At 46.4% G+C, this 26115-nt stretch carries 23 protein-coding genes; 19 read left to right on the plus strand and 4 right to left on the minus strand.

Annotated features, from left to right (window positions below; all coding sequences use genetic code 11):
* The 15 genes from BP95_RS32475 to BP95_RS33890 all read left to right on the plus strand — a co-directional run.
* Nucleotides 1–848: RHS repeat-associated core domain-containing protein (locus BP95_RS32475; protein WP_197035289.1), on the plus strand; the 848-nt coding region annotated here is incomplete at its 5' end.
* 19 nt (nt 849–867) lie between these two features.
* Nucleotides 868–1272 carry a hypothetical protein gene (locus BP95_RS0112600; RefSeq protein ID WP_021254184.1) on the plus strand — a complete coding sequence of 135 codons (405 nt, stop codon included), beginning with the start codon at nt 868–870 and terminating at the stop codon, nt 1270–1272.
* 483 nt (nt 1273–1755) lie between these two features.
* A complete protein-coding gene (locus BP95_RS0112605; RefSeq protein WP_028532357.1) occupies nt 1756–2166 on the plus strand; it encodes a hypothetical protein in 411 nt (136 codons plus the stop codon).
* A 1051-nt stretch (nt 2167–3217) separates the two neighbouring features.
* On the plus strand, nt 3218–3889 hold the full coding sequence (locus tag BP95_RS0112625) for a hypothetical protein (RefSeq protein WP_231515106.1): 672 nt from the start codon (nt 3218–3220) through the stop codon (nt 3887–3889).
* Nucleotides 3890–4177: 288 nt separating this feature from the next.
* On the plus strand, nt 4178–5356 hold the full coding sequence (locus tag BP95_RS0112630; protein ID WP_028532361.1) for an ROK family transcriptional regulator: 1179 nt from the start codon (nt 4178–4180) through the stop codon (nt 5354–5356).
* Nucleotides 5357–6060: 704 nt separating this feature from the next.
* Entirely contained in the window at nt 6061–7158 is a 1098-nt protein-coding gene (locus tag BP95_RS0112635) for an extracellular solute-binding protein (protein WP_028532362.1), read from the plus strand.
* A gap of 70 nt (nt 7159–7228) precedes the next feature.
* Nucleotides 7229–8308, plus strand: coding sequence for an ABC transporter ATP-binding protein (locus tag BP95_RS0112640; RefSeq protein WP_021254172.1), 1080 nt, complete (start codon nt 7229–7231; stop codon nt 8306–8308).
* Nucleotides 8309–8367: 59 nt separating this feature from the next.
* Nucleotides 8368–10068, plus strand: a complete 1701-nt coding sequence (locus tag BP95_RS0112645) for an ABC transporter permease (RefSeq protein WP_028532363.1) — start codon at nt 8368–8370, stop codon at nt 10066–10068.
* Nucleotides 10069–10182: 114 nt separating this feature from the next.
* Nucleotides 10183–12723 (plus strand): NEW3 domain-containing protein, encoded by a 2541-nt coding sequence (locus BP95_RS0112650; protein WP_028532364.1) that lies wholly within the window; start codon nt 10183–10185, stop codon nt 12721–12723.
* A gap of 137 nt (nt 12724–12860) precedes the next feature.
* Nucleotides 12861–13625: a creatininase family protein gene (locus tag BP95_RS30270; protein ID WP_021254169.1), complete on the plus strand. Its 765-nt coding sequence runs from the start codon at nt 12861–12863 to the stop codon at nt 13623–13625.
* A gap of 3 nt (nt 13626–13628) precedes the next feature.
* Complete coding sequence (argH, locus tag BP95_RS0112660) at nt 13629–15137, plus strand: argininosuccinate lyase (protein ID WP_028532365.1); 1509 nt, start codon at nt 13629–13631, stop codon at nt 15135–15137.
* A complete protein-coding gene (locus BP95_RS0112665) occupies nt 15137–16129 on the plus strand; it encodes an N-acetylglucosamine kinase (RefSeq protein WP_028532366.1) in 993 nt (330 codons plus the stop codon). The genes argH and BP95_RS0112665 overlap by 1 nt, the downstream gene beginning before the upstream one ends.
* Nucleotides 16130–16160: 31 nt before the next feature.
* The gene (locus BP95_RS0112670) at nt 16161–16913 is read left to right on the plus strand and encodes a PIG-L deacetylase family protein (RefSeq protein ID WP_028532367.1); all 753 of its coding nucleotides are present in this window, start codon (nt 16161–16163) and stop codon (nt 16911–16913) included.
* Between the two features lie 157 nt (nt 16914–17070).
* Nucleotides 17071–17211, plus strand: coding sequence for a Uma2 family endonuclease (locus BP95_RS33885; RefSeq protein ID WP_231515107.1), 141 nt, complete (start codon nt 17071–17073; stop codon nt 17209–17211).
* Nucleotides 17202–17561, plus strand: a complete 360-nt coding sequence (locus BP95_RS33890; protein WP_021254165.1) for a Uma2 family endonuclease — start codon at nt 17202–17204, stop codon at nt 17559–17561. Before BP95_RS33885 ends, BP95_RS33890 begins: the two co-directional genes overlap by 10 nt.
* 817 nt (nt 17562–18378) lie before the next feature.
* Here the strand turns inward: BP95_RS33890 and BP95_RS32480 are convergent.
* A protein-coding gene (locus BP95_RS32480) for an IS3 family transposase (protein ID WP_231515108.1) occupies nt 18379–19705 on the minus strand; the annotation gives its coding sequence in 2 pieces (ribosomal slippage) (nt 18379–19338 and nt 19340–19705; 1326 coding nt in all).
* 250 nt (nt 19706–19955) lie between these two features.
* On the opposite strand from BP95_RS32480, the gene BP95_RS0112695 reads away from it, so the two are divergent.
* On the plus strand, nt 19956–20765 hold the full coding sequence (locus BP95_RS0112695; RefSeq protein ID WP_028532369.1) for a hypothetical protein: 810 nt from the start codon (nt 19956–19958) through the stop codon (nt 20763–20765).
* A gap of 5 nt (nt 20766–20770) precedes the next feature.
* On the opposite strand, the gene BP95_RS0112700 is transcribed toward BP95_RS0112695, so the two are convergent.
* The 3 genes from BP95_RS0112700 to yhbH form a co-directional block, all read right to left on the minus strand.
* Entirely contained in the window at nt 20771–20965 is a 195-nt protein-coding gene (locus tag BP95_RS0112700) for a hypothetical protein (RefSeq protein ID WP_021254163.1), read from the minus strand.
* Between the two features lie 146 nt (nt 20966–21111).
* Nucleotides 21112–22560, minus strand: a complete 1449-nt coding sequence (locus BP95_RS0112705) for a SpoVR family protein (RefSeq protein ID WP_021254162.1) — start codon at nt 22558–22560, stop codon at nt 21112–21114.
* Nucleotides 22557–23711, minus strand: a complete 1155-nt coding sequence (gene yhbH, locus BP95_RS0112710) for a sporulation protein YhbH (RefSeq protein WP_021254161.1) — start codon at nt 23709–23711, stop codon at nt 22557–22559. Before yhbH ends, BP95_RS0112705 begins: the two co-directional genes overlap by 4 nt.
* Before the next feature lie 428 nt (nt 23712–24139).
* Here yhbH and map point away from each other — a divergent pair, with 428 nt between their 5' ends.
* The 3 genes from map to BP95_RS0112730 all read left to right on the plus strand — a co-directional run bounded on the left by map (nt 24140) and on the right by BP95_RS0112730 (nt 25956).
* Entirely contained in the window at nt 24140–24883 is a 744-nt protein-coding gene (map, locus tag BP95_RS0112720) for a type I methionyl aminopeptidase (RefSeq protein ID WP_028532370.1), read from the plus strand.
* A gap of 262 nt (nt 24884–25145) precedes the next feature.
* On the plus strand, nt 25146–25571 hold the full coding sequence (locus BP95_RS0112725; RefSeq protein WP_028532371.1) for an SRPBCC family protein: 426 nt from the start codon (nt 25146–25148) through the stop codon (nt 25569–25571).
* A gap of 1 nt (nt 25572) precedes the next feature.
* Complete coding sequence (locus tag BP95_RS0112730) at nt 25573–25956, plus strand: ArsR/SmtB family transcription factor (protein ID WP_028532372.1); 384 nt, start codon at nt 25573–25575, stop codon at nt 25954–25956.
* Nucleotides 25957–26115 lie beyond the last annotated feature (159 nt).

The raw sequence follows: 26115 nt of genomic DNA on the forward strand, positions 1-26115 counted from the left end.
GGGATTCCTACTACTACCTGAACAATGAGCACGGAGATGTCGTGCGCATCACGAACCGTCTCGGCAGCATCCTGAACAGCTATGAGTACGACGCCTTCGGCCAGACGGTATCTGCCACAGAGGGCATTCCGAACCGCTTCCGCTACGCAGGCGAGCAGTTCGATGCGATCACGCAGCAGTACTACCTGCGTGCAAGGTTCTACAACCCGGTCATTGCCCGCTTTACGCAAGAGGATGAGTACCGTGGTGATGGTCTCAACCTGTACGCGTATGTCGGGAACAATCCGATTAATTATGTGGATCCGAGCGGTTATAGCAGCCAGCCGATTAGCTGTGGTGGCGGCGGCAAGAAGGAAGGGCCGTACGAGCAGACGGGTAAACCTAACGAACTAAATTCTCGTTACGTTAACTGGGGCAGTAATCTTGATGATATTAACGATACAATAGTAAAATTAGGATTAAGGGCGTTAAAGAATTCAGGAGGAAACTGGAGAAAGTCTGAAGCGTTATTTGAAAAATACTTGCAAACTGTTGAAAATCGGTTACGCAACGTGAATAGTGAGTATGGTGTTGAAATTCAACCTGCGGCTGTACAAGGGGGACTTCGTATCCCAGCTGGCTTCTGGATAGGGAAGAATAAGTGGGTACCATATCGTGGTTCAAGGCGATTAGATGCAGGTATAGTTGATCTTTCTCAAATAGCGAATTCTCCTACTAAGTATCAAGGGAAATATAAAACCGTTGTTTCGGGATTTGATATTACATTGAATCCAACAAAACCTTCGGTGATAACTAAATACCAAGAATACTTTGGGGATATACCGATATTTGACATTAGATTGCCGTAATGAAAAGAGGTTGTTCTTAATGAGTTCAGAAGAGTTACTTCCTTCTAACGAGATAATTGAAGCTGTATTAAAAAATTCGATTTACCCTATTCTTAAGCAACTAGAAAATGACATTGGGAAACTTAAGTATAGATGTTCTATTTATATTGATGATCAGGAAATGAGTTCTCAAGTATTGGATTTTTCTGAAATAAACACTTCTAGTGGAATCGCACAACCAATACGAGTAAGATTCAGACCAACATTTAATGCTAATCAACTAAAATTTCAAGTCGAAGCTGTGTTTTCACAAGATTTATCTCCCCAAGGTTCAGGTTTTTCTGGTTTCTGGACAAAAGGGAAGATTAATATCGATAATTTTATTGTACAGAGATCACCCTGGGTAGCACAGTATAATGTATGGAAATGGAGAGGGTGGAAATAAGCTAGGAAATTTATATTTGAGGCTATAAAGGTGTTCTTTCAAGTAAAAGTGTACATTCAGGTTTGCTTCCTAGAAGCAAGATCATACAATACAACCAACAAGCCAAACAACATAAATAACTTGACAAATACGCTTAGTCCAACTTTCAAAGGCTTATTCCACTTGAACAACGAGGGAGAATAAGCCTTTTATTCTTGTTCAAAATTAAAGAGGACAGGCGATCAGCATCATGGTGGCATAGAACGAATCACTGGGCAATCCTAGCCGCATCCTAGACGGGAAGACGACAAGCTATTTGTATGAAAGCCGGAACCGACTGCTATCCCTTTTGCAAAGGATCGGGGCATAAGACAAGCACCGTTACTTCATCATCATGTTGGGGGTAAGAGGCCAATCGATAGCGATACGCTCCACATGCACAATAATGAGAAGCAGATAGGGGTATGGGGAAAATATTATTGACAATAAATGGGGTGAAAAATAGTGAATAGTGATAATAACATTGTTCACCCATATGAATTACGAATACGTGAAGATCTTGATAAAGTATTGCCCAATGCTTATGACAGTATTGAAAAAGTTGAGAAGCTTCCACTAGAAACGGGTCTAAATTTACTTAAGATTCTTATTGAATATGCTTGCATGAGTCAGAACATAGTTTTAATTACGTTAGCAAGGGAGCAATTAAAGAAAATACCTTTAAAATGGTTGACACAATACTTTCTTGAAGTCGCCAATGGAAGCGTTGATTTTGATGATGAATGGGAGTACCTTAGATTACTAGAATTGGTGCGAGAAGCAGTGCCAGAATTATTAGATGGATTAATTGATCGTGGATTATTATCAGAAAATGACGAAGTTCAGGAAGCGGCGGAGTGGTTTAGAAACAAGTAGAATCCATAGAGCATTAGGGACGATAATATAATTTTGATTTGGAACTGGAGGAAAGAAACAATGTATGATAAAGATTTAATCAGAGATCTTTTAATAGACTCCACACACAGTATACAAGAGGCGAACACTTTTTTTCAGGAGAGACTGAATGATAAGGCATTATTAGATATCCTAGTTGACTTTGATATTAGACGATTATTCTAGTGACGCCTCAATGACGGCTTCTTACTGGATTTCGAACTTTCAGGAGAATTTACTGCTTACAATTGAGGAAAAATTATTAATACTCCAAGACTACAAATTGGATAATATTTTTGTACATGCATGGATCGCACTTGGAAAAATTAAATCCAAGAAAGGGTTAATATATCTAACAGAAAAAAGAATATCACCGAAGTTAAGTTGGGAAGCAGAAGCTTTAAAACATCATCTAAATGAATGTCTTAAAGATTAGGGAAGTACTTGAGATGGCAATGATTCTGAAGAAGCGAAGCGTTCGCCATTGTGACCGATTCCTATCTCGTGAGATTTGAGAGTTTAATGAAACAAGAATTCAGGGAACAACAACGATCGTAGAACATTTCAGGCTGTCGCCCTACTTTGTCTCTTAATGAAGTATCTCACTGCAAAACAGGTTTCAGAACATGTTAATTCTGGGACAATTGTAGGTTTAGGCACTGGATCCCCGGGAACCTATATATTGAAAATCAGAAGTGGGTATCCAAATGAAGCGATACTTGACTCTTCAGATTATGTGCTGAGGTTGGGGATTAAAGTAAATGAAGGAACAGTCTATTTTAGAGATCTCTATGATCTTATGGAATGGACTAATAAATGCCCGAATGAAGAGTATCTTCGCAATAACAAACAATTCAATAGATATGAAAATAGAGACTAAAGTAGGTCTTCTCTCACCAAGGAAAACTCGACTATTTTCCCTCCTGGAAGACAGAATTATAGGTATATTGTTATATTTAATCATCTGATCAAATGGTCAAAAGACTCATATGGTGGTATATTTAGACGATATAATAGAGGAGGGAAATTGAGGATGAAGATGAAATCAATTGTAGTTCTAGTGCTGTCGGGCCTATTAGCATTTACGATTACAGGATGCAGCGGCAGTAACGAATCTAATCCATCTACTCAGGAACTAGAGAAGAAGATTGCTGCATTGGAGAAAGAGAACACCGAGCTTAAAGAAAAATTGAAGGCGGACGGGGAAACTGCAAAGGAACAGAGTGAGCCTGCCGACAAAGCGGACAAAGCACCTGAAGCAGCAAACCAAACGATTGAAGTGAACAAAGCGAAAACGATTGATGGCTTTGCTGAGCTGACAATTACAGGCGCTAAATTTGCCAACAAAATTGTACCCTCAAAACCAGATAGCTTTTACACTTACTATGAAGTGAAGGATACCGCAAATACATATTTCGACGTTGTCATTAAGGTGAAGAGCTTGCTGACAACCGGCAAGAGATCGAACGAGTTTGTTTCCGTGAAGGTAGTGTATGACGATAAGTATGAATATGATCCGTTCACAACGATTGAGAAAAACGGCGGAAGCGACTTCACGTATACGAATATTACGGAGATTGAACCTTTGAAGTCGGGCACATTGCACTATATTGCGGAGGTTCCTGCAGGGGTCGCAAAGGATAAAAAGCCGATTAAGGTCATCATCTCATGCAACGGGGAAGACTATACCTATACATATCGGTAAAACCGTGATCATTTCGTTTTCAGCAGTCAATGTTAACCCGTTAGAGCTCCCAATCCGGCAGGGTTAGATTTGCTGCTGATATCAATAATATTGATTAACAAGGGGCTTCCCCTATAGATCTAGCAATCTATAAGGGGCAAGCTCTTATTTATATTCCAGAATGAATATCATCATTGGGAGGGCAATAATTTTCATATTGACAATTTGTAAGCGTATACAATAAACTATCTCCAACAAGACTTTGTTAATAATTTTAACTAACTTAGATTGTGGGGGGAGGATGACGGATTGATTGGCAGAGGCCAGACGGGAAACGCTAAATTGGTGAAGCATATTAACCGTGAGGGAATCCTCCATCAATTGCGCGATAATCCTCGGGTTTCGAGAGCCGATTTGGCGAAGTTAACAGAGTTAAGCCGGCCATGCGTCTCAGCGCTCGTCGATGAGATGATTATGGAAGGCTTGATCAGCGAGGTCGGATACGGTGAATCGAAGGGCGGCAGGAAGCCGATTCTTCTGGAATATAACTTTGATGCGTATGGTGTCATTGGCGCAGTATTCGAAGGAAGCACTTTGCAATTGGCGATTGCGAACCTGAAGGGGGAGCTGCTCGTCTCGCGCACGACGAATTTGCCGCATCCTATGGATGGCGAGATGGCAATTCGCAGCATTGAACAGGGATTGGACACTCTTCTCACTGCCAGCGGGTTTCCGAAGGAACGGCTGCTTGGCATGGGTTTGGGACTTCCCGGAATTACACAGCGCAGCGCAGGAACGGTCAGCTACGCTCCCAGCACAGGGTGGATGGGTCTGCCGGTACAGAAGGAAATTGAAGAAGCACTGGGATTGCCAGTCGTTATCGAGAACGACGTGAATCTGATGACGCTGGGCGAATTTCATAAAGGCATCGGCGTCGGCCACTCCAATCTCGTCTACATGTACGCGGGAACAGGAATCGGCGCAGGCATGATTATTGACGGACAGCTGTATCGGGGAGCCAATGAGGCAAGCGGTGAGATCGGCTATATGATGATTGGCCCAATCGGCAATCAGGCCAAAGGCGAGTATGGGGTGTTCGAGCGCAACTACTCGGTGAGAGCCATCTACGAGAAAGCCATTCGCATTCTCCCATCCATTGGCCCAGACAGAAGCATTATTCAGCAGATTGTTGAGCTGGCCAACGTCGGCAGCGACGAGGCTCAAAGGCTATTCGACGATATATGCCGGCACTGGACTTATGGGATCGCCAATGTCACGAGCGTCATGGATCCGGCGCTGCTCATCCTTAGCGGTGAAATGCTGCATATCGGGGACGAAGGCATTCGCAAAATACAATATTGGCTGAATGAATGGGTTCCATCTGTACCCATCATTAAGATGGCCACACTTGGCGATCAGGCGGGCTTGATAGGAGCCATTCACTGTACATTGGAGGCTTTCCCCTCCACGGCTAAATTTCAAAGGTAAACAATGATTTTTTCTCCAGCATGAATTGCTTCTCAGACAATGACAACTACGGATGTGCCTATATTCGCAACCAGCACAATACCGTCAGGTCAATTCTTCTACAGCGCAGAATCCAACAACATAGATGCAGCTGCTCACACATACGACATCAATTATGAAGTTCTACTACTCACGATTGATACTCACACGACAAATTCAACCTACACATCTTTCACATCAAATACAACGAATATACTCAAAATCGTACGACAATCACAATCACACTTACACTCATACCACACTCATCAGATAGTAAAATGTTAATCATTTCACTATAGCAGCACAGAACGATCTCACAGCTAATCATTTCACCATAGCACCACAGAACGAATCATAGCTAATTTTTTTTCACGATATCATCTCAGAACGATATAGAACTGTATGCAATTCCATAGTGGCAAACCGTACATAGCATAACGATTTCCTGCAACACAATGACCAAGTATATACGGATGTTTAGTTGGTCTAAGTAAGGGCTATTGTTCTGAACGTCAGCATAGCTTTGATCCATATAACCAACGAACGGGCTGTTGTTGAAGGACTACTACGTTTTTGCGGGATGCTGCATAGGAACATATCAACTCAGATTCATTTCGTCTTTTGAAGATGAATTCATCCGATACAGCGCGAAACACGAATCAAAAATTTATAGTAGGGGGAACGTCATGAAACAGGTAAAGGGGAAAGCAAAAACATGGTTGATGAGCTCTATGCTTGTCCTTGCGATGCTGGCAGTGACTGCTTGTGGAGGCGGCGGTGGGACTGCATCTGAGGGCGGACAGCAATCCGGGGAGAAATCATCATCGGGTAAAGAAAAGCTGGTTATCTACACAGCGAGAGACAAGAACGTCGTCGATGAGATTATCCCGAAATTCGAGGCGAAATACCCGAACATGGAAGTCGAAGTGCTCACGATGGGCGCACAGCAAATCTTGGAGCGCGTACGTGGGGAGAAGGCGAATCCACAAGCGGACTTCTGGTGGGGAGGCACACAGTCGTCACTGATGACTGCGGCAGATGAAGACCTGCTGGAAAGCGTGAAGCCAAGCTTCGCGGACAGCATTCCGGCATTGTACAAAGACAGTCAAGACCGCTGGTATGGGGAAATGCTGCTGCCTGAGGTCATTATGTACAATTCTCACGCGCTGAAACAAGAAGATGCACCGAAAGATTGGGACGATCTCCTTGATCCGAAATACAAGGACAAAATCATCATTCGCGGGGTGCTTGCTTCCGGAACGATGAGAACGATCTATTCTTCCATGATTTATAAGCAGGATGCAAGTGATCCAACGAAGGGCTTCGACTGGCTGAAGAAGCTGGATGCCAACACGAAGGAATACGCACAGGATCCGACTAACCTGTATTTGAAGCTGGCTCGTGAGGAAGGCACATTGTCCCTGTGGAACCTGCAGGACATTATGATTCAGAAGGAATTGCAGAAGCAACCGTTCGACTTCATCTATCCGGCCAGCGGAGCGCCAATCCTAGTTGATGGCGTCGGTGTCGTGAAGGGTGCGAAAAATAAGGAGTCGGCAATGAAGTTCTATGAATTCCTCTTTGACTCTAATTTGCGTGTAGAGCTCGCGGATAAGCTGTTCCAGATTCCAACACGGACAGATATCAGCAAGGATACGCTTCCTGCTTGGCTGAAGGGGTTGGAGCTGAAGCCGCTTGACATTGATTGGACGGTAATGGCGCAGAAGGAAAAAGAGTGGATGCAGCATTGGGATGAGAACATCAAGGGAAAAGGCGCAAAATAATAGGTTCGTTCAGGCGGAGGCTATGCTCTTCGCCTGATTATGATCATTTCAGAGGCAGGAGGGAGCCCGCTTGATAGAGGTAGCATTAGATCATGTTAGCAAGCAATTCGGGAACGTCAAGGGAGTTACCGACGTAAACATCCGGATTCAACCGGGTGAATTCTTCACCTTCCTCGGCCCTAGCGGCTGCGGCAAAACGACGACACTGCGGATGATTGCAGGATTTTATTTTCCAAGCGAAGGCCGAATCGTGTTCGGCGATCAAGATGTCACGACACTCCCACCGAATAAGCGCAATACCGGCATGGTTTTTCAGAATTATGCTTTATTTCCGCACATGACCGTATTTGAAAATGTTGCATTTGGTTTACAGGTGCGCAAGGTTCCAAAGTCAGAAATGATAGAGCGCGCCCATCGCGCGTTGAAGCAGGTTCATTTGGATGGGTATGGAAGCCGTAGAATTGACCAATTGTCCGGCGGACAGCAGCAGCGGGTTGCCTTGGCTCGTGCACTCGTGATAGAGCCGAAAATACTGCTTCTCGATGAGCCGTTGTCCAATCTGGATGCGAAGCTCCGCGAGGAGACAAGGATCGAAATTAAGAGACTTCAATTAGAGCTGGGAATTACAACGATATACGTCACCCATGATCAGGCAGAGGCGATGGCGATGTCTGACCGCATTATGGTCATGCAGGGTGGGGTTGTACAGCAGATTGGAAGTCCTGAAGAAATATATAATCGACCCGTTAATCGATTTGTCGCCTCCTTCATTGGCGAGTCGAACCTGTGGGAAGGAACGGTGGAACGAATCGAAGACGGCGAAGCCGTCATTCGCGTAGCTCCAGATCTCCGTCTAAGAGGGCTGACAGCGAATGCTTCTGCCAACTGTTCACTGGAAGCAGGCAAGAAGGTATCACTGTCGATACGTCCTGAATCGATTCGGGAGGCTGGTGGAGAAGAGACGGGGGACAATATCGTTACAGGCAGTGTAGTCATTTCTGAATTTACAGGAGTTAGCGTGAACTATGTGTCGCAGGTGGCGGATCAGCAGTTGAAGGCGATGTTCGTCAATCAAGGGCATCGGGTTCGCGGACGAGGGGAAGCAATCTCCCTGTTCATTCCGAAAGAAAGCATTTACTTCTTAGGATAGAGAGGGGATGAATGATGATAACGAACACACCTAACGCGCCACGGCCATCGAAGCCACGCATGCGCTTGCCCCGCCGCTCGGGGCCCATTACGCAATCGCCTTACTTCGTCTATGTGCTCGTAGCGCCGCTTTTTCTCATACTGTTGGCATATGTCGTTTATCCACTATTTCAAACATTCGTACAAAGTATTCAAGTCGAGGATCAATTCTCGCTTACGAACTATGCGCGATTTTTCAGCCTAGAGCATACATCTAATCTGGAAGCACTGTGGACCAGCATTTATATTTCCGTCTTAAGTGTGATCACGTGTGCAATCGTGGGTGTAGCCATGGCGTTTCTGTTGGAACGCTACGAATTTCCCGGCAGGAAGGTGCTTGCTGTCCTCGTTCTCGTTCCAATGGCACTGCCTCCACTTGTTGGCGTACTGTCGTTCACGTTCTTGTATGGCGAGAGCGGTATCATTCCACGGGCGCTTAAGGAACTGCTTCATCTCGAACAAGTACCTTTTTATTTAAAAGGGATCTGGGGCGTTCTGGTCGTACATACATTTACGATGTATACCTATTTCTATATGACGGCGTCGTCTGCGATTCGGGGTCTCGATCCTTCGCTTGAAGAAGCAGCCGCAAGTTTAGGAGCAGGCAGATTGTACATTTGGCGGCGAGTAATTCTGCCGATGCTGACTCCAGCGCTTGTGGCCTCGTCACTGCTTGTATTCATGATTGCGATGGCATCATATACGGCTCCGCTTATCTTCGGCATCGAACGGACGATGACGATGCAGATTTATTTGTCGCGTACGAATGGCAATTTGGATATGGCTGCTGCGCAATCGACGATCCTATCCGTTGTGTCGATTGTATTCTTGCTCGTGATGCGCTGGTATCAAGGGCTGCGCAACTACCAGAACATGAGCAAGGGCATCAGTGTCCATCGCACAGAGGTCAAGAGTGCGGTCGGCAAATATGTTGCAATGATTTTGTCTATTATCGGCGTCATTATTTTGCTGCTTCCCATCTTCGTGCTGGTGTTGATTTCATTGTCAACGAACGGCACTTGGACGACGCAAGTATTGCCGCCTGAATATACATTTGAGCATTATATCAAGCTGTTCACGGACAGCAAAACATGGCGGCCTATTATAAACAGCTTCCAGATGAGCTTCGTCGCAACAATTGGGAATGTCATCTTCGGCGTGGCAGCTGCTTATGCGATGGTTCGCTTGAAGTTTAAAGGGAAGACGCTGCTTGATGTCTTAATTATGCTCCCATGGGCGCTGCCGGGTACTGTCGTTGCGGTCAACTTGATTGCGGCCTTCAGCGAGCCCAATGTATTCAGCTTCAATCAAGTGCTGATCGGCAGTTTCTGGATTTTGCCTCTAGCTTACTTCGTGCGCCACCTGCCGCTCGTGTTCCGTTCTACTTCGGCAACCTTGGTGCAGATGGATGCATCTGTGGAGGAGGCGGCACGCAATCTAGGCGCATCGTGGTGGTACAGCTTCCGCAGAGTTGTGTTCCCGATGGCATTAAGCGGGATATTGGCGGGTACGCTGCTCGCCTTTGTGCAGGGGATTGGGGAATTCGTATCCTCCATTCTGCTCTTTACTGCCAAGAGCACGCCGCTGTCGGTCGAAATCTTCCAACGGATGTATTCATTCGAATTCGGCACGGCTTGTGCATATGGTGTTCTTCAAATTGCATTGATCATCATCGTACTGTTCGTATCCCGCAAAATAACGGGCGACAACACGGCTATATAATCATTGGTCATTGCGTGGGAACCGCCTAGGGGTTCATCAACCACGTTATGATATACAGCTGGGAAATGGCCATTTCCAGCTGAATAACTATTCCACCATTCGAGGAGGGATTTGATGATCAAAGGTAAGTCGGCCTCAAAGATCTGTTCCATCGTATTAAGCGTTGTATTGGCAAGCAGTGTACTGCTGTCCACGCAAGCCGAGACCGTATCAGCGGATCGGGGAATTGTTGATTTATGGAAGTCGATCAAGCCGCTGACGACGATCGCAAGTGCGATGAACACGGGAGCTCACCCTGATGATGAGCACAGCGCGACCTTGGCGTACCTTTCCCTGGGAAGAGGAGTCAATACATCAAGCGTGATCGCTGTGAGAGGAGAAGGCGGACAGAACGAGATTGGAAGTGAGCTCGGAGCGGGCCTTGGGGTCATACGAACTCGGGAACTGCAGGAAGCATCCAAGATCACGAATGTGACATTGGGGATGCTCGGCGAGCATCTGAATGATCCAATCTTCGACTTCGGGTTCTCGAAGAGTGTAGAGGAAACGCTGGAGAAATGGGGGGAATCTGTTGCGTACGAGCGCTTAATTCGCAAAATACGCGAGCTTCGCCCAGATGTCATCATTCCTGCATTCTTGAATGAAAACTCTACACATGGTCATCATCGGACGATTAACGTGCTTACGGTGCGTGCGTTCAAGGACGCAGCGAATCCTGAAGTATATCCTGAGCACCTGAAGCAGGGGCTTCAGCCATGGCAGATCAAGAAATTATATTTGCCGGCGAATAACAAGGATTACACCGTGAGAGCGCCAATTGGGGAGTACAACTCCATCTATGGGGCCTCTTACCTGCAGCTTGGGGAAGAGTCGCGCTTCATGCACAAGAGCCAAGGGATGGGAAGAGTGGTTGACGAAGGGCCTGCTCAGGGGGACAGCTACTATAAGCTAGACCTGAGCACGGTAAAGACGAAGGAGAAGGAGCAAGACCTCTTCGACGGCATCGCATTCACCTTTGCAGATTTGGCGAAGGAAATTAGTGTGAAGGGCAAGGACGATAAGATTGCGAAGGATTTGCAAGCTCTGCAGCAGGATGCAGACAGGATTGTAGCGGCTTACCCAAGCTTCGCCAATGTCTTGAAGGAAGTCCACGGTATGAAGGCAGACGTTCAGACTGCACTCGATAATGTCAAGAAGTCCAGCTTGGATGCAGCAACGAAGGACGATTTGCTCCATCGCCTGCACGTGAAGGAAGAGCAGTTAAACAAGGCGAGTATGGAAGCGGCATCTGTTGTGGTGAAGGTTAAGCCAGATGCCAATGAACTTGTGGCTGGACAGCCGACGAAGGTAACCGTAACGGCATTTAATGGCGGTTCTACGAAATTAGACAACGTGAAGCTTAGCCTGAACGTGCCTGCGGGCTGGACAGCGGCGCCTGTGGGCGCGACAAGCTTTGGGCAGCTTGGCTATAACGAGACAGCTTCAGCTGTATTCGAGGTCAAGGTTCCGGCAGATGCACCGTTATTCAAGCCATACGAAGCTTCGGTATTCAACGCGAAGGTAGTATACGAGGCATTCCGTACTGTGACGTCCTTGCAGGAGACACCGCAAAATGCAGTGGCGGTACTGCCTCCTTACTCGATGACGCTCAGTCCGAGCGCTACGATTCTGAATACGCTCAAGCCAGGCGAGCCAATTCCGGTGAAAGTAACGGTGAAGAATTATACGCCAGGAGCATCCAAGGCGTCGATTGCATTGCAAGTTCCACAGGGCTGGACAGCCGAGCCTGCAGCAGAGGAGATTAGCTTTGCAGCGAAGGGGGAGACAAAGTCTGTTGCTTTCTCTGTTAAGGCAGCGTCTAACGTAAGCCCAGGCAAGTTCACGGTGACAGCGGTTGCGAAGAACGGCGATGTACAGAGCACGCACGGGACGCAGGTTATTCAATACCCGCACATCGGGAAGACCTACATCGTGCAGCCGGCAGAGCTTCAGATTCAAGCTTTCGACTTGAAGACACCAGAGAAGTGGAAGGTCGGCTATGTGTCTAGCGGCTTTGATAATATCGATCAATATTTGCGTCAAGTAGGCGTCAACGTGGTCAATTTGGATGCGAAGGAAATTGAGTCGGGAGATCTCTCTCAGTACAACGCAATTGTGCTTGGCATTCGTGCCTATGCGTTCCGTCCAGAATTGATTCCGAGCAACCAGCGTTTATTGAATTATGTGAAGAACGGCGGCAATCTGGTCGTTCAGTATCATAAGCCAGAGGATAAATGGTCGCCGGAACTCGCGCCGTATCCAATTAAGATTGGCTCGCCGCTCATTCAATGGCGGGTAACGGACGAGAATTCCAAAGTCACAACACTTGCACCGGAGCATCCAATGTTCAACGCTCCGAATAAGATTACAGATCAGGATTGGAACAATTGGATTCAAGATCGTTCGGCTTATAACCCTTCGGAGTGGGGCAAGGAGTATACGGAGCTCATTTCCAACGGCGATCCGGGCGAGAAGGAGTTCACAGGCACCTTCCTGACTGCGAACTACGGCAAGGGTGTATATACGTACAGTTCACTCGTATGGTATCGCGAGATTCCGGCATTGGTTCCGGGATCGATCCGCATGTTCGTGAACATGATCAGTCAGCATCAATAATGGCATTACTTAGTCGCAATTGTTCAGTTGGATAGATTCATCTAGATTCATCAAGTGCCTTGCACATCAGAACATCGGTGGGGGGCTCCTTCGGGACGTCTCCCCAATCGATGGAGAAGCGGAGGTATAAGGAGTATATGAATGTAATCGGAGTTCACGGACGGGAGCTAGATCAAGTGATCGGGAATACACAGTTCGCCGTTGTCCCTCTCGGATCAGTCGAATACCATGGCCCACATTCTCCACTCGGGACAGATATCATATTGGCGGAAGGCTTCGCTTGGAGGATTGAACCCTCCCTTCAGCCGCTCGTGTATCCAGCAGTTCCGTTCTCAGCATGCCCGGGGAAGACACAGCATTATCCTGGAACGATCTCGGTTCGTCCTTCCATTTATATCGATTATCTTACCGATGTTGTTCTGGGGATATGTAGGCTTGGGATTCGCAATATTGTCCTGCTGAACGCTCATGATGCCAATATGGGGCCTTCCCGAACCGTTGCTGAATCCGTGACCGGAGCCTACACGGACGCCAGCTTCCTTCTTATTAATTGGTGGCAGATGGCGAGTGTTGAGTTCACGCAGCAGAACGGCTTATTCGGGAGGCAGGCTGGAAGAGGGCATGGCGGGCCTTATGAGATGTCAGCCGTGAAGGCGCTGCGCCCAGACCTGGTATCGGTGCAGGATACGGACTTGGAATTAGATTCGTGCCCTCCTTTATCTTCGCTGCCATATGTACTTGTGGAAGGATTCCCTCAGGGATGGGATGGATATACCGGACATATTCGTCAGACCTCCATGGAAGCGGGGCAGTTGATCGTTGAGGAAGCAAGCCGGAATATGAACCAGCTCATTCAAGAATGGCTGCATATGAGAATGAAGTCGAACAAGGAGGCTTACTAAGCTATGGGATATCGTGAGAAATGGATGGAAACGGAAGGAACTACTTTCCCCGGCAAGACCTATACGGAGGTTGTGCTTGAGCCTGCATTTAATGAAGCGAAGACTCATCTGCTCGGCCCGATGATGGCAATCAATAAGGCACATCTAATCATGCTGGAGAAGCAGGAGCTTATTACACATGAGCAAGCGGAGACGATTGCACAAGCCATCCGTGCTCTTGACCTTGAAGCGCTTAAGCAAGCAAGCTATACCGGTCTGTTTGAAGATTTGTTTTTTCAGGTGGAGCATCAGCTGCTAGAGCATGCCGGCGACATCGCAGGCAACCTGCACTTGGCCCGCAGCCGCAATGATATGGGGATTGCAATCTATCGAATGGTGCTGCGGGAGAAGCTGATCGTCACGTTATCTTCGGCACTCCAGCTTAATGAACAGCTGCTTCTGTTCGCGAAAGAGCATCAGGATACGCTCATGATCGGCTATACACATACGCAGCAGGCGCAGCCAACGACACTCGCACATTACTTCATGGCCGTCGTCGATTCGCTTAACCGCGATATTCGGCGAATGATTGCGGCCTACAAGAACTGCAATCGGAGCAGCATGGGGGCTGCGGCGCTTACGACATCGGGCTTCGCGGTTAGCAGGGAGCAGATGATGGAGCTGCTCGCATTCGACGAGCTTATCGATAACTCCTATGATGCAATCGGTGGAGCTGACTACTTGGGCGAAGTGGCGACAGCTATCCAGCTCGCGGCGATCAATCTGGGTCGTGTCGTTCAGGATATGCTGCTGTGGTGCACACAAGAGTTCGGCGCGCTTAAGGTAGCTGCACCTTATGTACAGATTAGCTCTATCATGCCGCAGAAGCGCAATCCCGTGTCGTTCGAGCATATGCGGGCACTATTGTCGAGCTGTGTAGGCAATACGAATACGGTGCTGTCGATGATACATAATACGCCGTTCGGAGACATTGTCGATACGGAAGATGATATGCAGCCTTATGCGTGGAGAAGTCTTGCGATTATGGATAAAATGTACCGCTTGTTCGCTGCGGTCATCGGTACAATGGACGTCAACAAGGAGATGCTGCGTGAACGGACGCAGGGCAGCTTCGCAACCGTAACGGAGCTTGCGGATACACTTGCTCGAGTCGATGGCTTATCCTTCCGCAAGGCTCATCATATTGTCAGCGATGTCGTGAAGCATTCCTTGGCGCAAGGGTTGGCGGCCAATGAGATCACACTGTCTATTGTCAATGAGAGCGCCCGTCAACATATTGGTAGGGTTACATCGCTCACAGAGCAGACGCTGCGTGAAGCGCTAGACCCGGTGCATTTCGTCGAGATTCGTTCCTTGCCGGGCGGGCCGAGTCCGAAGGAGATCAGCCGCATGATCGAAGTGCGAATGAAGGATCACAGCGGATTTGCGAGCTGGCTGGGACAAGCGGAAGGCAGCATACAGGCAGCAATGAAGCATCTGGATCAAGTCATAACAGAGTGGAGCGGGTGTTGATGGGAACCTACAGCATTCCTCTGCTTGCGGTTGATGGTGGAGGTACGAAATGTCTCGTTAGGCTGCTCGATAGTGAAGGAACTACGCTTGGGGAGGGAAAGGGAGGATCTTCGAACTATCAGGGAGTCGGTGTGGATGAAGTTGTACGAGCGCTGTCACAAGGGATTGAAGCGGCGTTGCGTGACTACTGCCGCAAGCAGGAGTGTAGTGCGACTTATGAGGCAATTGCAATCGAATGTGCCGTATTTGCACTTGCTGGATTAGATACGGAGCATGACCGTCATATCATCACGGGCCTTGTACACGAGGTATTGAAGCATCTTCACATCGATGCAGAACATGTCATTGTGGAGAACGATGGATATGCTGCTCTGCTCGGAGCGACAGGAGGGCAGCCAGGGTTGCTGGTGATTGCCGGGACAGGCTCCATAATATTCGGAATGAATGCTTACGGACTGACCGCAAGAGCTGGGGGCTGGGGCCACCGAATTGGGGACGAAGGAAGCGGGTACTGGATCGGCAAGGAAGCATTGCGAGCAATCATGAAGGGGTATGATGGCAGAGAAGAACGAACGAGACTCGGGGAATGGATTCTGCTTCATCTTGGATTGAGCAATGAAGAAGAACTGTATAATTGGACGTACGGCGAAGAGTATTCCGTTGATAGGGTAAGTGGACTGGCTGAAGTTGTAACCCGTGCTGCCATTGCCGGCAATCGGGAAGCGTCACGAATTCTCGTAGCGGCAGGTGATGAATTATTTCATGGTGCAGCAGCAGTCATGAACCACTTGTCCTTGGTGGATACTCCGTTTACAATGATTCTACAGGGTGGTGTTCTGCGACATGAGGGACACGTTCGCAATCGCCTTATGCATAAGATAGAAGCATATGCACCGAAGGTATCCTTTCATGAAGCATGCAATGAGCCTATTGACGGCGTAGCTTCTATGGGTGTTGCCTATTTGCAGAAAAAGATGCTTGCCCGAACATAGGAAGATTTGAACAGCAAGGGGCTGAAGGAACATGAAGAAAAGATGGCTATTCGTTTTCGCCCATCCCGACGATGAGACCTTCGCAGCGGGTGGGACGATTGCCAAGCTTAGCAGTACAGGTCATGAGGTATATTTGGCATGCGCCACATCGGGATGCAAAGGTAAATCCGGCGAATTCCATTTTTCTTCCCGCGAAGAACTTGCCCGGTTTAGAGAACAGGAGATGCGCAGTGCCTGCTCGATTTTGGGTGTAGCCGATATTACGCTGTATCGTTATCCTGACGGCGGACTGCAGGAGATAGAGCCGAGGAAGATGGCGGAGCGTATCGCTTCGACGATTGTGGAGCTGCGGCCAGACGCAATCGTGACATTCCCGCCTGATGGAGTCACAGGACATCCCGACCATATCGCGATATCCGCAGCGACGCTTATTGCGGCGGAACTGGCGGAGGCGCAATATCCAGTGGATAAGCAGCCATCGCTCTATTATACGTCAATCCCACATTATTACGATTACTGCAAGGATTCGGGTCCGAAGGACAAGTGCCCCATTTCAGCACGGATTGATATTAGCGATTATCGCGGGCATAAAGGGAAGGCGCTGCAGGCATATCGCAGCCAGATTTACTCTGTGAACCGCGCCTATCCAGGCGTTATGGAGGATGATTATTCCGTCATTTGCAATTATGAATTTTATACGTTAGTTCGCGAGAACGGTCAGCCTAGACAGAAGAAGACGGCACTACCGCTGGATGAGCTGCCGATGCTGGATTTGATTGACTAGAATCTAAGTCCTAGTGTTAAATTGGCTGACGGTATGGGGGATATGCAGATTGTCGATGATTACATCTAGAAGCATTGGACGATAAAACGGTAAGGAGGCTGCGTGGAATGACAAGATCTGATGATAATTGTACCTATTCCTATCAGGATTGGCTGTCATGGAAGGAACATGGGAACTGATTAATGGCAAAGCGTACAACATGACGCCGTCTCTCAACTCAACCCATCAGTTTATTGTCGGCGTGCTCTATTATGCGCTTCGCTTCTTTTTCCAAAATCAGAAATCTATGTGTTCGTAGCACCGCTCGATGTCTTGTTTAGTGAGCATTTGAATTACGATTCCCCGGATTATGTCGTACAACCGGACATCTCGGTTGTATGTTCGAAGGAACAAGTATCGAAGCAGGGTTGTCACGGTGCTCAGAGCTTACTTGTAGAGGTATTATCTTCATCGACCGCATTGAAGGGCTTCAATGAGAAGTTCAACCTGTATCAGAAATATGGTGTGCAAGAGTATTGGATTGTTGATCCTGGAAACCGTACCGTTCATGTGAACACCCTACAGGAAGGCATTTATTCCATTCGCAACACGATTCAGAGCAGGATAAGGCACAGTCTACTCTTTTTCGTGAACTCCAGATTCCACTAAATCAATTATTCAGCATATAGATGAACACGAAGAAAGAAGCTGGTTCCCTCATTGAGGAGATGGCTCGATTGTTTTTAAGCTAAGATCATCGAGAAATTGTTTAATTTAGATCTCGATTTTCTGGGATATTTTCAGCTATGTTCATTAATAAAATGTTCGACATCAACACTGCTACTCATGATCATTACTCTTGATCTCATATGATAATTAGTTTGCCGAATAAGCTTATGTACTAGTACTTTCGTCATACCTGTATCATCATTTCATCAAATACCAACTGTATCAAGATGTGAATTTAAATTGAGCGGATGAATTTATTTAGACGTATTTTACAAAGAGTGACAGCATTCTATATTTGTAGTGTGTTAAAATGTCTACCGAAAAAATGTAGTAAAACAACTGACCAGCTACGCATCACTGCCAGGATGGATAAATCTTACTCACTCTCACCTTTATGTCTTTTTCTAGTTCGAATTATTAGACTAAGTCAAAATAAATCGCAACATTCATATGATAAAATACGTATATAACTGTAGTTGAATCAGAGACAAACAAGTTTCCCTCATGAAGCACATCAATATCATTCATTGTTTACTGTGTAATGTGCTATTAGAATATGAACTACTTCAAATATAAAAAGGAGGGTATAACGTTATGACTTTCCATTTCGATTTTTTTATTACAAATATTATGTTTGGTGTTTTGGTACTGGGAATTGCGTGTTTTACCATTAAAAAAAGAAAAAAAGGTTAGAGTAATGAACCCACTACTGAACATTTGAACTATGACCCTTAACGTGGACAGGATAAAGAAAGCACTACGCTGCCAGAAGATGATTCCTATATTCGTAAGGGGTCATCTTCTTTAATGTCCACTGATATCGCTCGGTATTGTAAAAGTGAATATACTCATTAATGCGATTCCGTAGTTCATCAATACTCGTACAATCTTTGTACTCTAATTGGTCTTTCATATGACCGAAAAACGATTCCATTGGTGCGTTATCATAACAATTTCCTCTTCGGGACATGGATTGCCTAAATCCAGTTTCAACTACATGTTTTTGGAACTCAGGATGTGTGTAATGCATGCCTTGATCCGAGTGAAGAATGGCTTCGGGATGAATATTGCCATTAAGTCGTTCCAGTAGCTTGTCTAACGTTCGATTCACAAGCCATAGTTCCAGCGAAGTCGACAAATAATGTGCTAAGATCTCATTCGTAGATCCGTCTTTTACACAAGAGAGATATCCCCATTGCTGCCCATGGTTGTACTTGAGATACGTTATATCTGTGAGCAGCACTTTTTCTGGCTCTGCCTGATTAAACTGGCGCTTAAGCAAATTAGCGCACGTTTTATGTTCCTGAGTAGCTTGAGCGACTTTCCGATAAGGGTTAGCCCGACGGACTTTTGCTATGAGATTATATTTGCGCATGAGTCGACGGATTTTTTTATGGTTCATCACCACGTTATCCACGTTCTCGAGATTCATTTTGATTACGAGCGCGCCGGCTTTTCCGTTTAAACGATCAAAGTGGGTCTTAATGAGCAACAGATCGCGCTCATCGGCCTCCTCTTTTTGTTGACGGGTATCTTCGGCTGAAAGCCACCGATAATAACCGCTAACTCTTACCTTAGCAAGTGAGCAGAGATGACGAGTTTTTATATTAAATTGACGAATGGTTCGATTTATAAGCTCGGAGCACAATGATGTGCTTAATGTTTGTCTTGCTTCGCCTGCCTTTCTAGTGCCTTCAGCTTTTTTTAGAAAACTCATTTTCTATCTCCAGAAGCTTGATCTTGGCCTCAGCTCGTCTTAATTTCTCCTCGATTGAAAGCCCCTTACTGGAGGGTCTTCCAGAGCTTCCTTTGCCTCGCCGTTCCTCAAGAAGACCTGCTTTGCCATGAGCGGCGTAAATAGATCTCCAACGCTTCAAACTCTCCTTTGGTTTACGTGAACTAAACATATCTAAATCAAAGCCAGCCTCAAGGAATATCTCGTTTGGCGTTTTTCCAGCTTTATAGGCTTTAACTGCAGCAAGTTTAAAGACTGGAGTGAAGGATATATTCGTCTCTGATACACGAAATACGTTTGGGTTTCCCTCAAGTTTTTTGATTTGTAACTCGCTATACCACATGCTCATACTCCATTCTCAATAAATAAATTCAATTATGAACGTAAAGAACCCGAGAGAGGCACTTTTTTTAAAGTGTCCATCTCTCGGGTCATAGTTCAATTTTATGTAGTGGGTTTTGTATTTTAACGAATATTGTCGAAAAAAATCTATTTTATAGTACTTTCTTATCAAGTTCCTATTTTCATATTTACAAACTCACTTTAATGGGTTAATCTACAAATGTTTCCAAAAATATATATTACTAGGAGGTATATTCATGAAAAAGCTCTTTAGAAGTGTGACACTTGTATTAGCTTTATCCTTGGTAATGAGTATGACAGTTATGGCCAGCCCTCAAAAATCAGAATTTAATGTTTCTGAATTAAAATTGGCTCAGGATCAAGCTTACGAAATGGTATTACGTGGGGAAGCAGAGCAAGCTGATTCAAATCCAACAATCAAAAAATTTAAAAATTATTTTGAACAAAATCCAGAAGCATATGCTGAATACATCAATACACTAGATGTGTTGAATCAGGATAAGGTTAATGCAAAGCTCGCAAACTCCGAATTTACCACAACTGCAGACGGTAAATTAGTCATGAGAATGAATGATGGGAGCTTTTTAGTAACACATAACACTTTGACAGATGTTGATGGTAATATTATGCTTCCAGAATCGCCTCTATTAACAAATGCTGTGATTCAAGATACTAAATGGCAAACGTATTCTGCTACTATAGGAGAAAAATTCACTAACGATGCAAGACATGATTTCTGGGGCACTCACAAAATGCAAGAAATTCATTTGGTGACTAAATATACGGTGAACAGCACAGCAATACAAATAACTGATACGAGCACAACTGGTACAGCTTCATGGTTCCCAGGGACAGTCGAACCCGGAACACCTAGAGTTCTATCAAATAATGCAAGAGAAGTTGAAGCTACTTGTGGATATAAATACGGTGGGCTAGTAGACTGGGGTAGTTTTAGTAAGAGCGCGTCTATCACAACAAGTTTAAAAGTAAACTATGCTGGCAGCGGTAGTATCAGTTTCAGTGTAAGAAGTATCGTCGAAGGCTAATGCAACTAATTATATGGATTTAAAGAACCGTCCTCCAAAAATGATATGCTCCCATTATAGTGGACAGTAGAAAAAGCAAAAACTTCTACTGCTACAATGATGGGAGTTTTTCTAATGTCTAAAAGAAGACCAGTATCCTGAGCATCAGCTGCTTTTTGAAAAACTTCTATCGCAGTTTCATATTCTTTTCTTTCCAGCATCCTGTCCTTTTTTATATGGAATGATAATCCCTATTCAATTTATCACATCATCGGTCATTATGACATCTCATATCTGATACAAAAAATAGCTTGGAAGCAAAAATAACTGGTGTCCCAGTAATGAGAACACCAGTTACTATATTCCTCTAAATAAACTTCCGCGATACCTTCTTGCCATCATAGGTGAACAGGACCTGCTTGTCATCGACGGTCGTCTCGACGTGAACCGGCTTGCCCCACAGGGTATATACATAAGGCAGGGTACGTTCGACGTATTTCAAATCCAGCTCCACGGCTTCATATTGGTGTACGAGATAGAGCTCGCCAGAGCGCTGGTAATCGCCATCCTCAACTGTAATGTAGGGGAAGCCGCCGTTGACTCGTGAATAGACGAGCTGATCGCGGATGTTCTGCCATGACTTGTCGGTAATTTTCCACTCCGGCCCCTTCTTCTCGAAGATGTACAGATCCAGCTCCTCGGTCAGCTTCTTCGTCAAATAATTGCGAAGGAATGACTGATCCGATTCCAGTTCACGCACTTCAAATATTTTGGCCCGGCCCTGACCAGGTTGACGTCCATACCGCTCTTGCTCTTCCTTCGTTGGCTCATCCCAGCGCTTCTCAATATCCTCGAACAGTTTGATGCCAAGGTAATAAGGGTTCAAGCTATGACGCGATGGCTGTACGACAGAGCTGTTCAGCTTTGCATACTCGACTGTTTCTTCGCTAGTTAAATCCAGCTCACGTATAATCCGCTGATGCCAATAGGAAGCCCAGCCCTCGTTCATGATCTTCGTCTCGATCTGCGGCCAGAAGTAGAGCATCTCGTCGCGCAGCATGGACATAATATCGCGCTGCCAATCTTCAAGAACAGGCGAGAATTGCTGTATGAACCATATGATATCCTTCTCCGGTTCCGGAGGGAAGGGGCGATTTGACATGTCATGCAGGCTGAACTTGGATGACTTGGAGGCTTGGCTTCGTCTGTCTAGCTCCCACAAGTCATCGTACCGTCCAGGATCGCGTGGCTGTGCCTCGCGCAGCTCGCGCAGCTTCGCCTCCATATAGCGTTCCTTATCCAGGTTTCTCGGCTTGATGACATTTGGATCGATATGCTCCTGAATGCCGAGTACCGCGTCGATGAAGCTCTCGACTGCCTGGGTACCATACTCCATTTCATATTGATTGACACGTTCAGCCGTGACGGACATGCTGTCTACCATATTGCGGTTCGTGGCCGAGAACCGGGCGTTATTTTTGAAGAAGTCACAGTGGGCAAGCACATGCGCTACGATCAGCTTGTTTTGGATAAGTGAATTGCCTTCCAGCAGGAAGGCGTAGCACGGATTGGAATTAATGACGAGCTCGTAGATTTTGCTTAACCCGAAGTCGTATTGCATTTTCATCTTGTGAAAAGTCTTGCCGAAGCTCCAGTGGCTGAAACGTGTGGGCATACCGTATGCTCCAAAGGTATATATGATGTCGGCCGGGCAGATTTCATAGCGCATCGGATAGAAATCGAGCCCGAAGCCTTCGGCGATTTCGGTAATTTCGTCGATGGCATACTCCAGCTCCTGCATGTTATTTGCACTCATGTACGGCTACCTCCCGGCTGTTTTTTGAAAAAGTGCTTCAGCGCCCGGTACACCTCTCCCTTTTCCTTAATGACGTAGTGCATAAAGTTGGGCAGCTGGATATTGCGGTAAGCCGACATTAGGGTGCTGCTGCGGTTGTATTGGTTTACCTCACCGTATCCGAACATGTTGGCCTTCTTTAATATTTGGCCAATCAGCTTCACACAGCGATCGTTATCGCTCGTCAAGTTGTCACCGTCTGAGAAATGGAACGGATAAATATTATAGCTGGACGGTGGATAGCGTGTATCGATAATCTCAAGCGCCTTCACATAAGCGGATGAACAGATCGTGCCGCCGCTCTCTCCGCGTGTAAAGAATTCGTCTTCGGTTACTTCCTTAGCCTCGGTATGGTGAGCGATGAATACCAGTTCGACCTTCTCATACTGCTTGCGCAAGAAGCGTGTCATCCAGAAGAAGAAGCTGCGCGCACAATATTTCTCGAAGCTGCCCATCGATCCCGAGGTGTCCATCATCGCAATAATAACGGCGCTTGATTGAGGCTTAATAATTTCCTCCCACGTCTTGTACCGCAGATCGTCAGGACTAATGTGATGAATGCCAGGCTTGCCAGTGAGCGCGTTGCGCCGCAAATTTTCGAGGATCGTCCGCTTCTTGTCAATGTTGGACATGATGCCCTTCTTGCGAATGTCATTGAATCGAATGTCGGTTACCTCGACTTCCTCCTTATCCTTCTGCTGCAAGTTGGGCAGCTCCAATTCATCGAACAGCAGATTTTCGAGGTCTTCGATACTGATCTCCGCTTCAATGATGTCGGCACCGGCTTGATCACCAGCCTGCTTGCCCTTGCCTTGACCTTGTGAGCTGCTGTCCGTGCCGAGCACATCCCCAACCTGACTGTCTCCGTCTCCTTGACCGACGTGCTTCTTCTTATTGAAGTTATAGACGAATCGGAATTCGTCCAGACTGCGAATAGGGACTTTAATGATTTGTTTCCCATCTGACATAATAATGTTCTCTTCAGTAACGAGATCGGGCAGATTCTGCTTTATCGCTTCACGCACCCTCTGCTGATGGCGTGCTTGATCTTGATAGCCTTTGCGATGGAGCGACCAGTCCTCGCGGGACACAATGAACGTCCGTTCGTTCAATGGCTGACACCTCCTGTTGGACGTATTAACTAATAGTTCGTGTTCAAAAAGGCCGGTTTTCAGCACCGAGAAAGTTGGATGAAGCTAGGGCCTGAGGAGCGGAGCGTACGTTTTGGGTACATGAGCACCGGAAGGTCCGGCTGAATTCAAGATTCGATGCCGAGTCCACTTCATGATTTGCTTCGTGATCAGAAGCGGACTTTTTGAACAACCTCTAATGACCTTTGCTGCTGGTTATGATCAATATATTCACGGGTTGCTGGGATAATGAAACGAGAGATGCACGCGCTCATTGAACTGAGGAAGCAGATTGAGGATCGGCTGATTCATTTAGGTTTGAGGTCTGGCAAGCAGGATGTGATACAATACAAGGTACTTAATTCTTATTTCATGAGTAACTTGAGGAAGTAGAAAGGGAGGTGCATGCGATGACAGCAGGCTCCAAGGAAGACGTAGAAGGACTGAAGGAGATTGGAAGGATTGTAGCATTGACCATCCAAGAGATGAAGAAGAGTGCACGTGCGGGCATGACGACAAAGCAACTGGATGAGATCGGTGGGGAAGTGCTGAAGCGTCATGGTGCTGTATCCGCACCGATGAAGGCTTTTAAATTTCCTGGGCATTCTTGCATCAGTGTGAATACAGAGGTTGCCCATGGGATTCCAGGCAAGAAAGTGCTGCAGCCTGGTGATTTAATTAATGTAGATGTATGCGCGGAAAAGAACGGCTATGTTGCGGATTCGGGCCAGTCGTTCCAACTTGCTCCTCACAGCACGGAAATTACGGAACTGTGTCAATACACGCATGATACGATGATGAAGGTCATCTCTTCATTGAAGCATGGAGTAAAGCTGAACACGATTGGGAAAATGTTCGAGGAAGCTGCTGATCAAGGCGGATATACCGTAATTCAAAACTTGTGCTCCCATGGTGTGGGGAGAGCTGTGCATGAAGAGCCAAGTATTCTGCCGATTTACAATCGACTCGATACAAGAATCCTGAAGGAAGGCATGGTTATTACGATCGAGCCATTCCTGTCTACAGGCGCGGACTATGCGGTGAAGCAGGCAGACGGCTGGACATTAAGCACGCCTGATGGCAGTGTAGCTGCGCAATTCGAGCATACGATTATTATTACGAAGCAAGATCCGATCATTATCACAGTTGCATAGAAGCATCAGAACGATCTAGACTTTCGTCCGGTAAGAGGACGATAGTTCTGGATCGTATTTTTTTACTCGTTGAGTAGATCCTGACTGTGATACAATCCGTGTTTTTTCAAGAAAAGGGGGAGCAGGACAAGGAAGGCATGTTTGACATGAAACCAATAGGTGTCATATAATGAACACTAACATGAAACCAAATGGTTTCGTAATAATGTCGATCTCGTTAGCACATGCTGACAGATATCGAATAGTTGGAGGAATAACATCTATGACAAATCATGCTTCTCAATCATCTCTCGATATTCAAAAAACAATTACATTGCAAGCGCCGATCCAAAAGGTATGGGATGCGGTAGCTACTTCGGAAGGCATTGCAGCCTGGTTCATGCCGAATGATTTCCAGCCTGAGCTTGGCTACGAATTTCACCTGAATGCGGGCCCCTTTGGCAACTCGCCATGCAAGGTTACAGAACTCGATCCTCCGAACCGCTTGTCATTCCGCTGGGGGAAGGATTGGACATTGACATTTTCCTTGGCTGAAGTTGATGGGAAGACGGAATTTACGCTCATTCATTCTGGATGGGATCCGGATGGGATTACGGAGTTCGGCGAGACGCATACAGTTGTACGCGAGCGCATGAACAATGGCTGGGACGGATTGGTTCAGAAGCTTCGTTCCATCATCGAGGCGTAAGATGGGGTCATCTGCACCGAAGCATGATGTGTTCCAAGCGATTGCTGATCCTACACGCCGCAAGCTGCTGCAGCTGCTCGCAGATCAGGAACTTCCTGTCACGGTGATTAGCGGACATTTCCCGATGAGCCGGACTGCCGTATCCAAGCATTTGCGTATTCTGGCCGAAGCGGGACTCGTTAAGGATCGGAAAATTGGCAGAGAGGTTAGATATCGGCTGGATCCGGATCCACTGCTGGAATTGAAGCGTTGGCTGGCCTATTATGATCGTTATTGGGATAACAAGCTGTCTATGCTCCAGCATTATGTGGAAAGCTCAGGTGATTCAGGTCGCTCTGAAGGTAACGTCGGAATACAGGAGCGATCAGACAGCAGTGAGGAATAATACTATTGGTTAGATCGCTAATGCAGGATATTCCTTACAAGTAATTTCTGCATGAAGGAAAGAACATCATCAACCGCAGTGACCTGCTAAGTAGCGAGCAGGATGCTGCGGTTATTTTTTGTTGACAATCTAAAATAGACTTTTTCTAACAAAAATTTG

Origin of the sequence: Paenibacillus sp. UNC217MF (assembly GCF_000686865.1) — a bacterium.
GTDB classification, from domain to species: Bacteria; Bacillota; Bacilli; order Paenibacillales; family Paenibacillaceae; genus Paenibacillus_B; species Paenibacillus_B suaedae.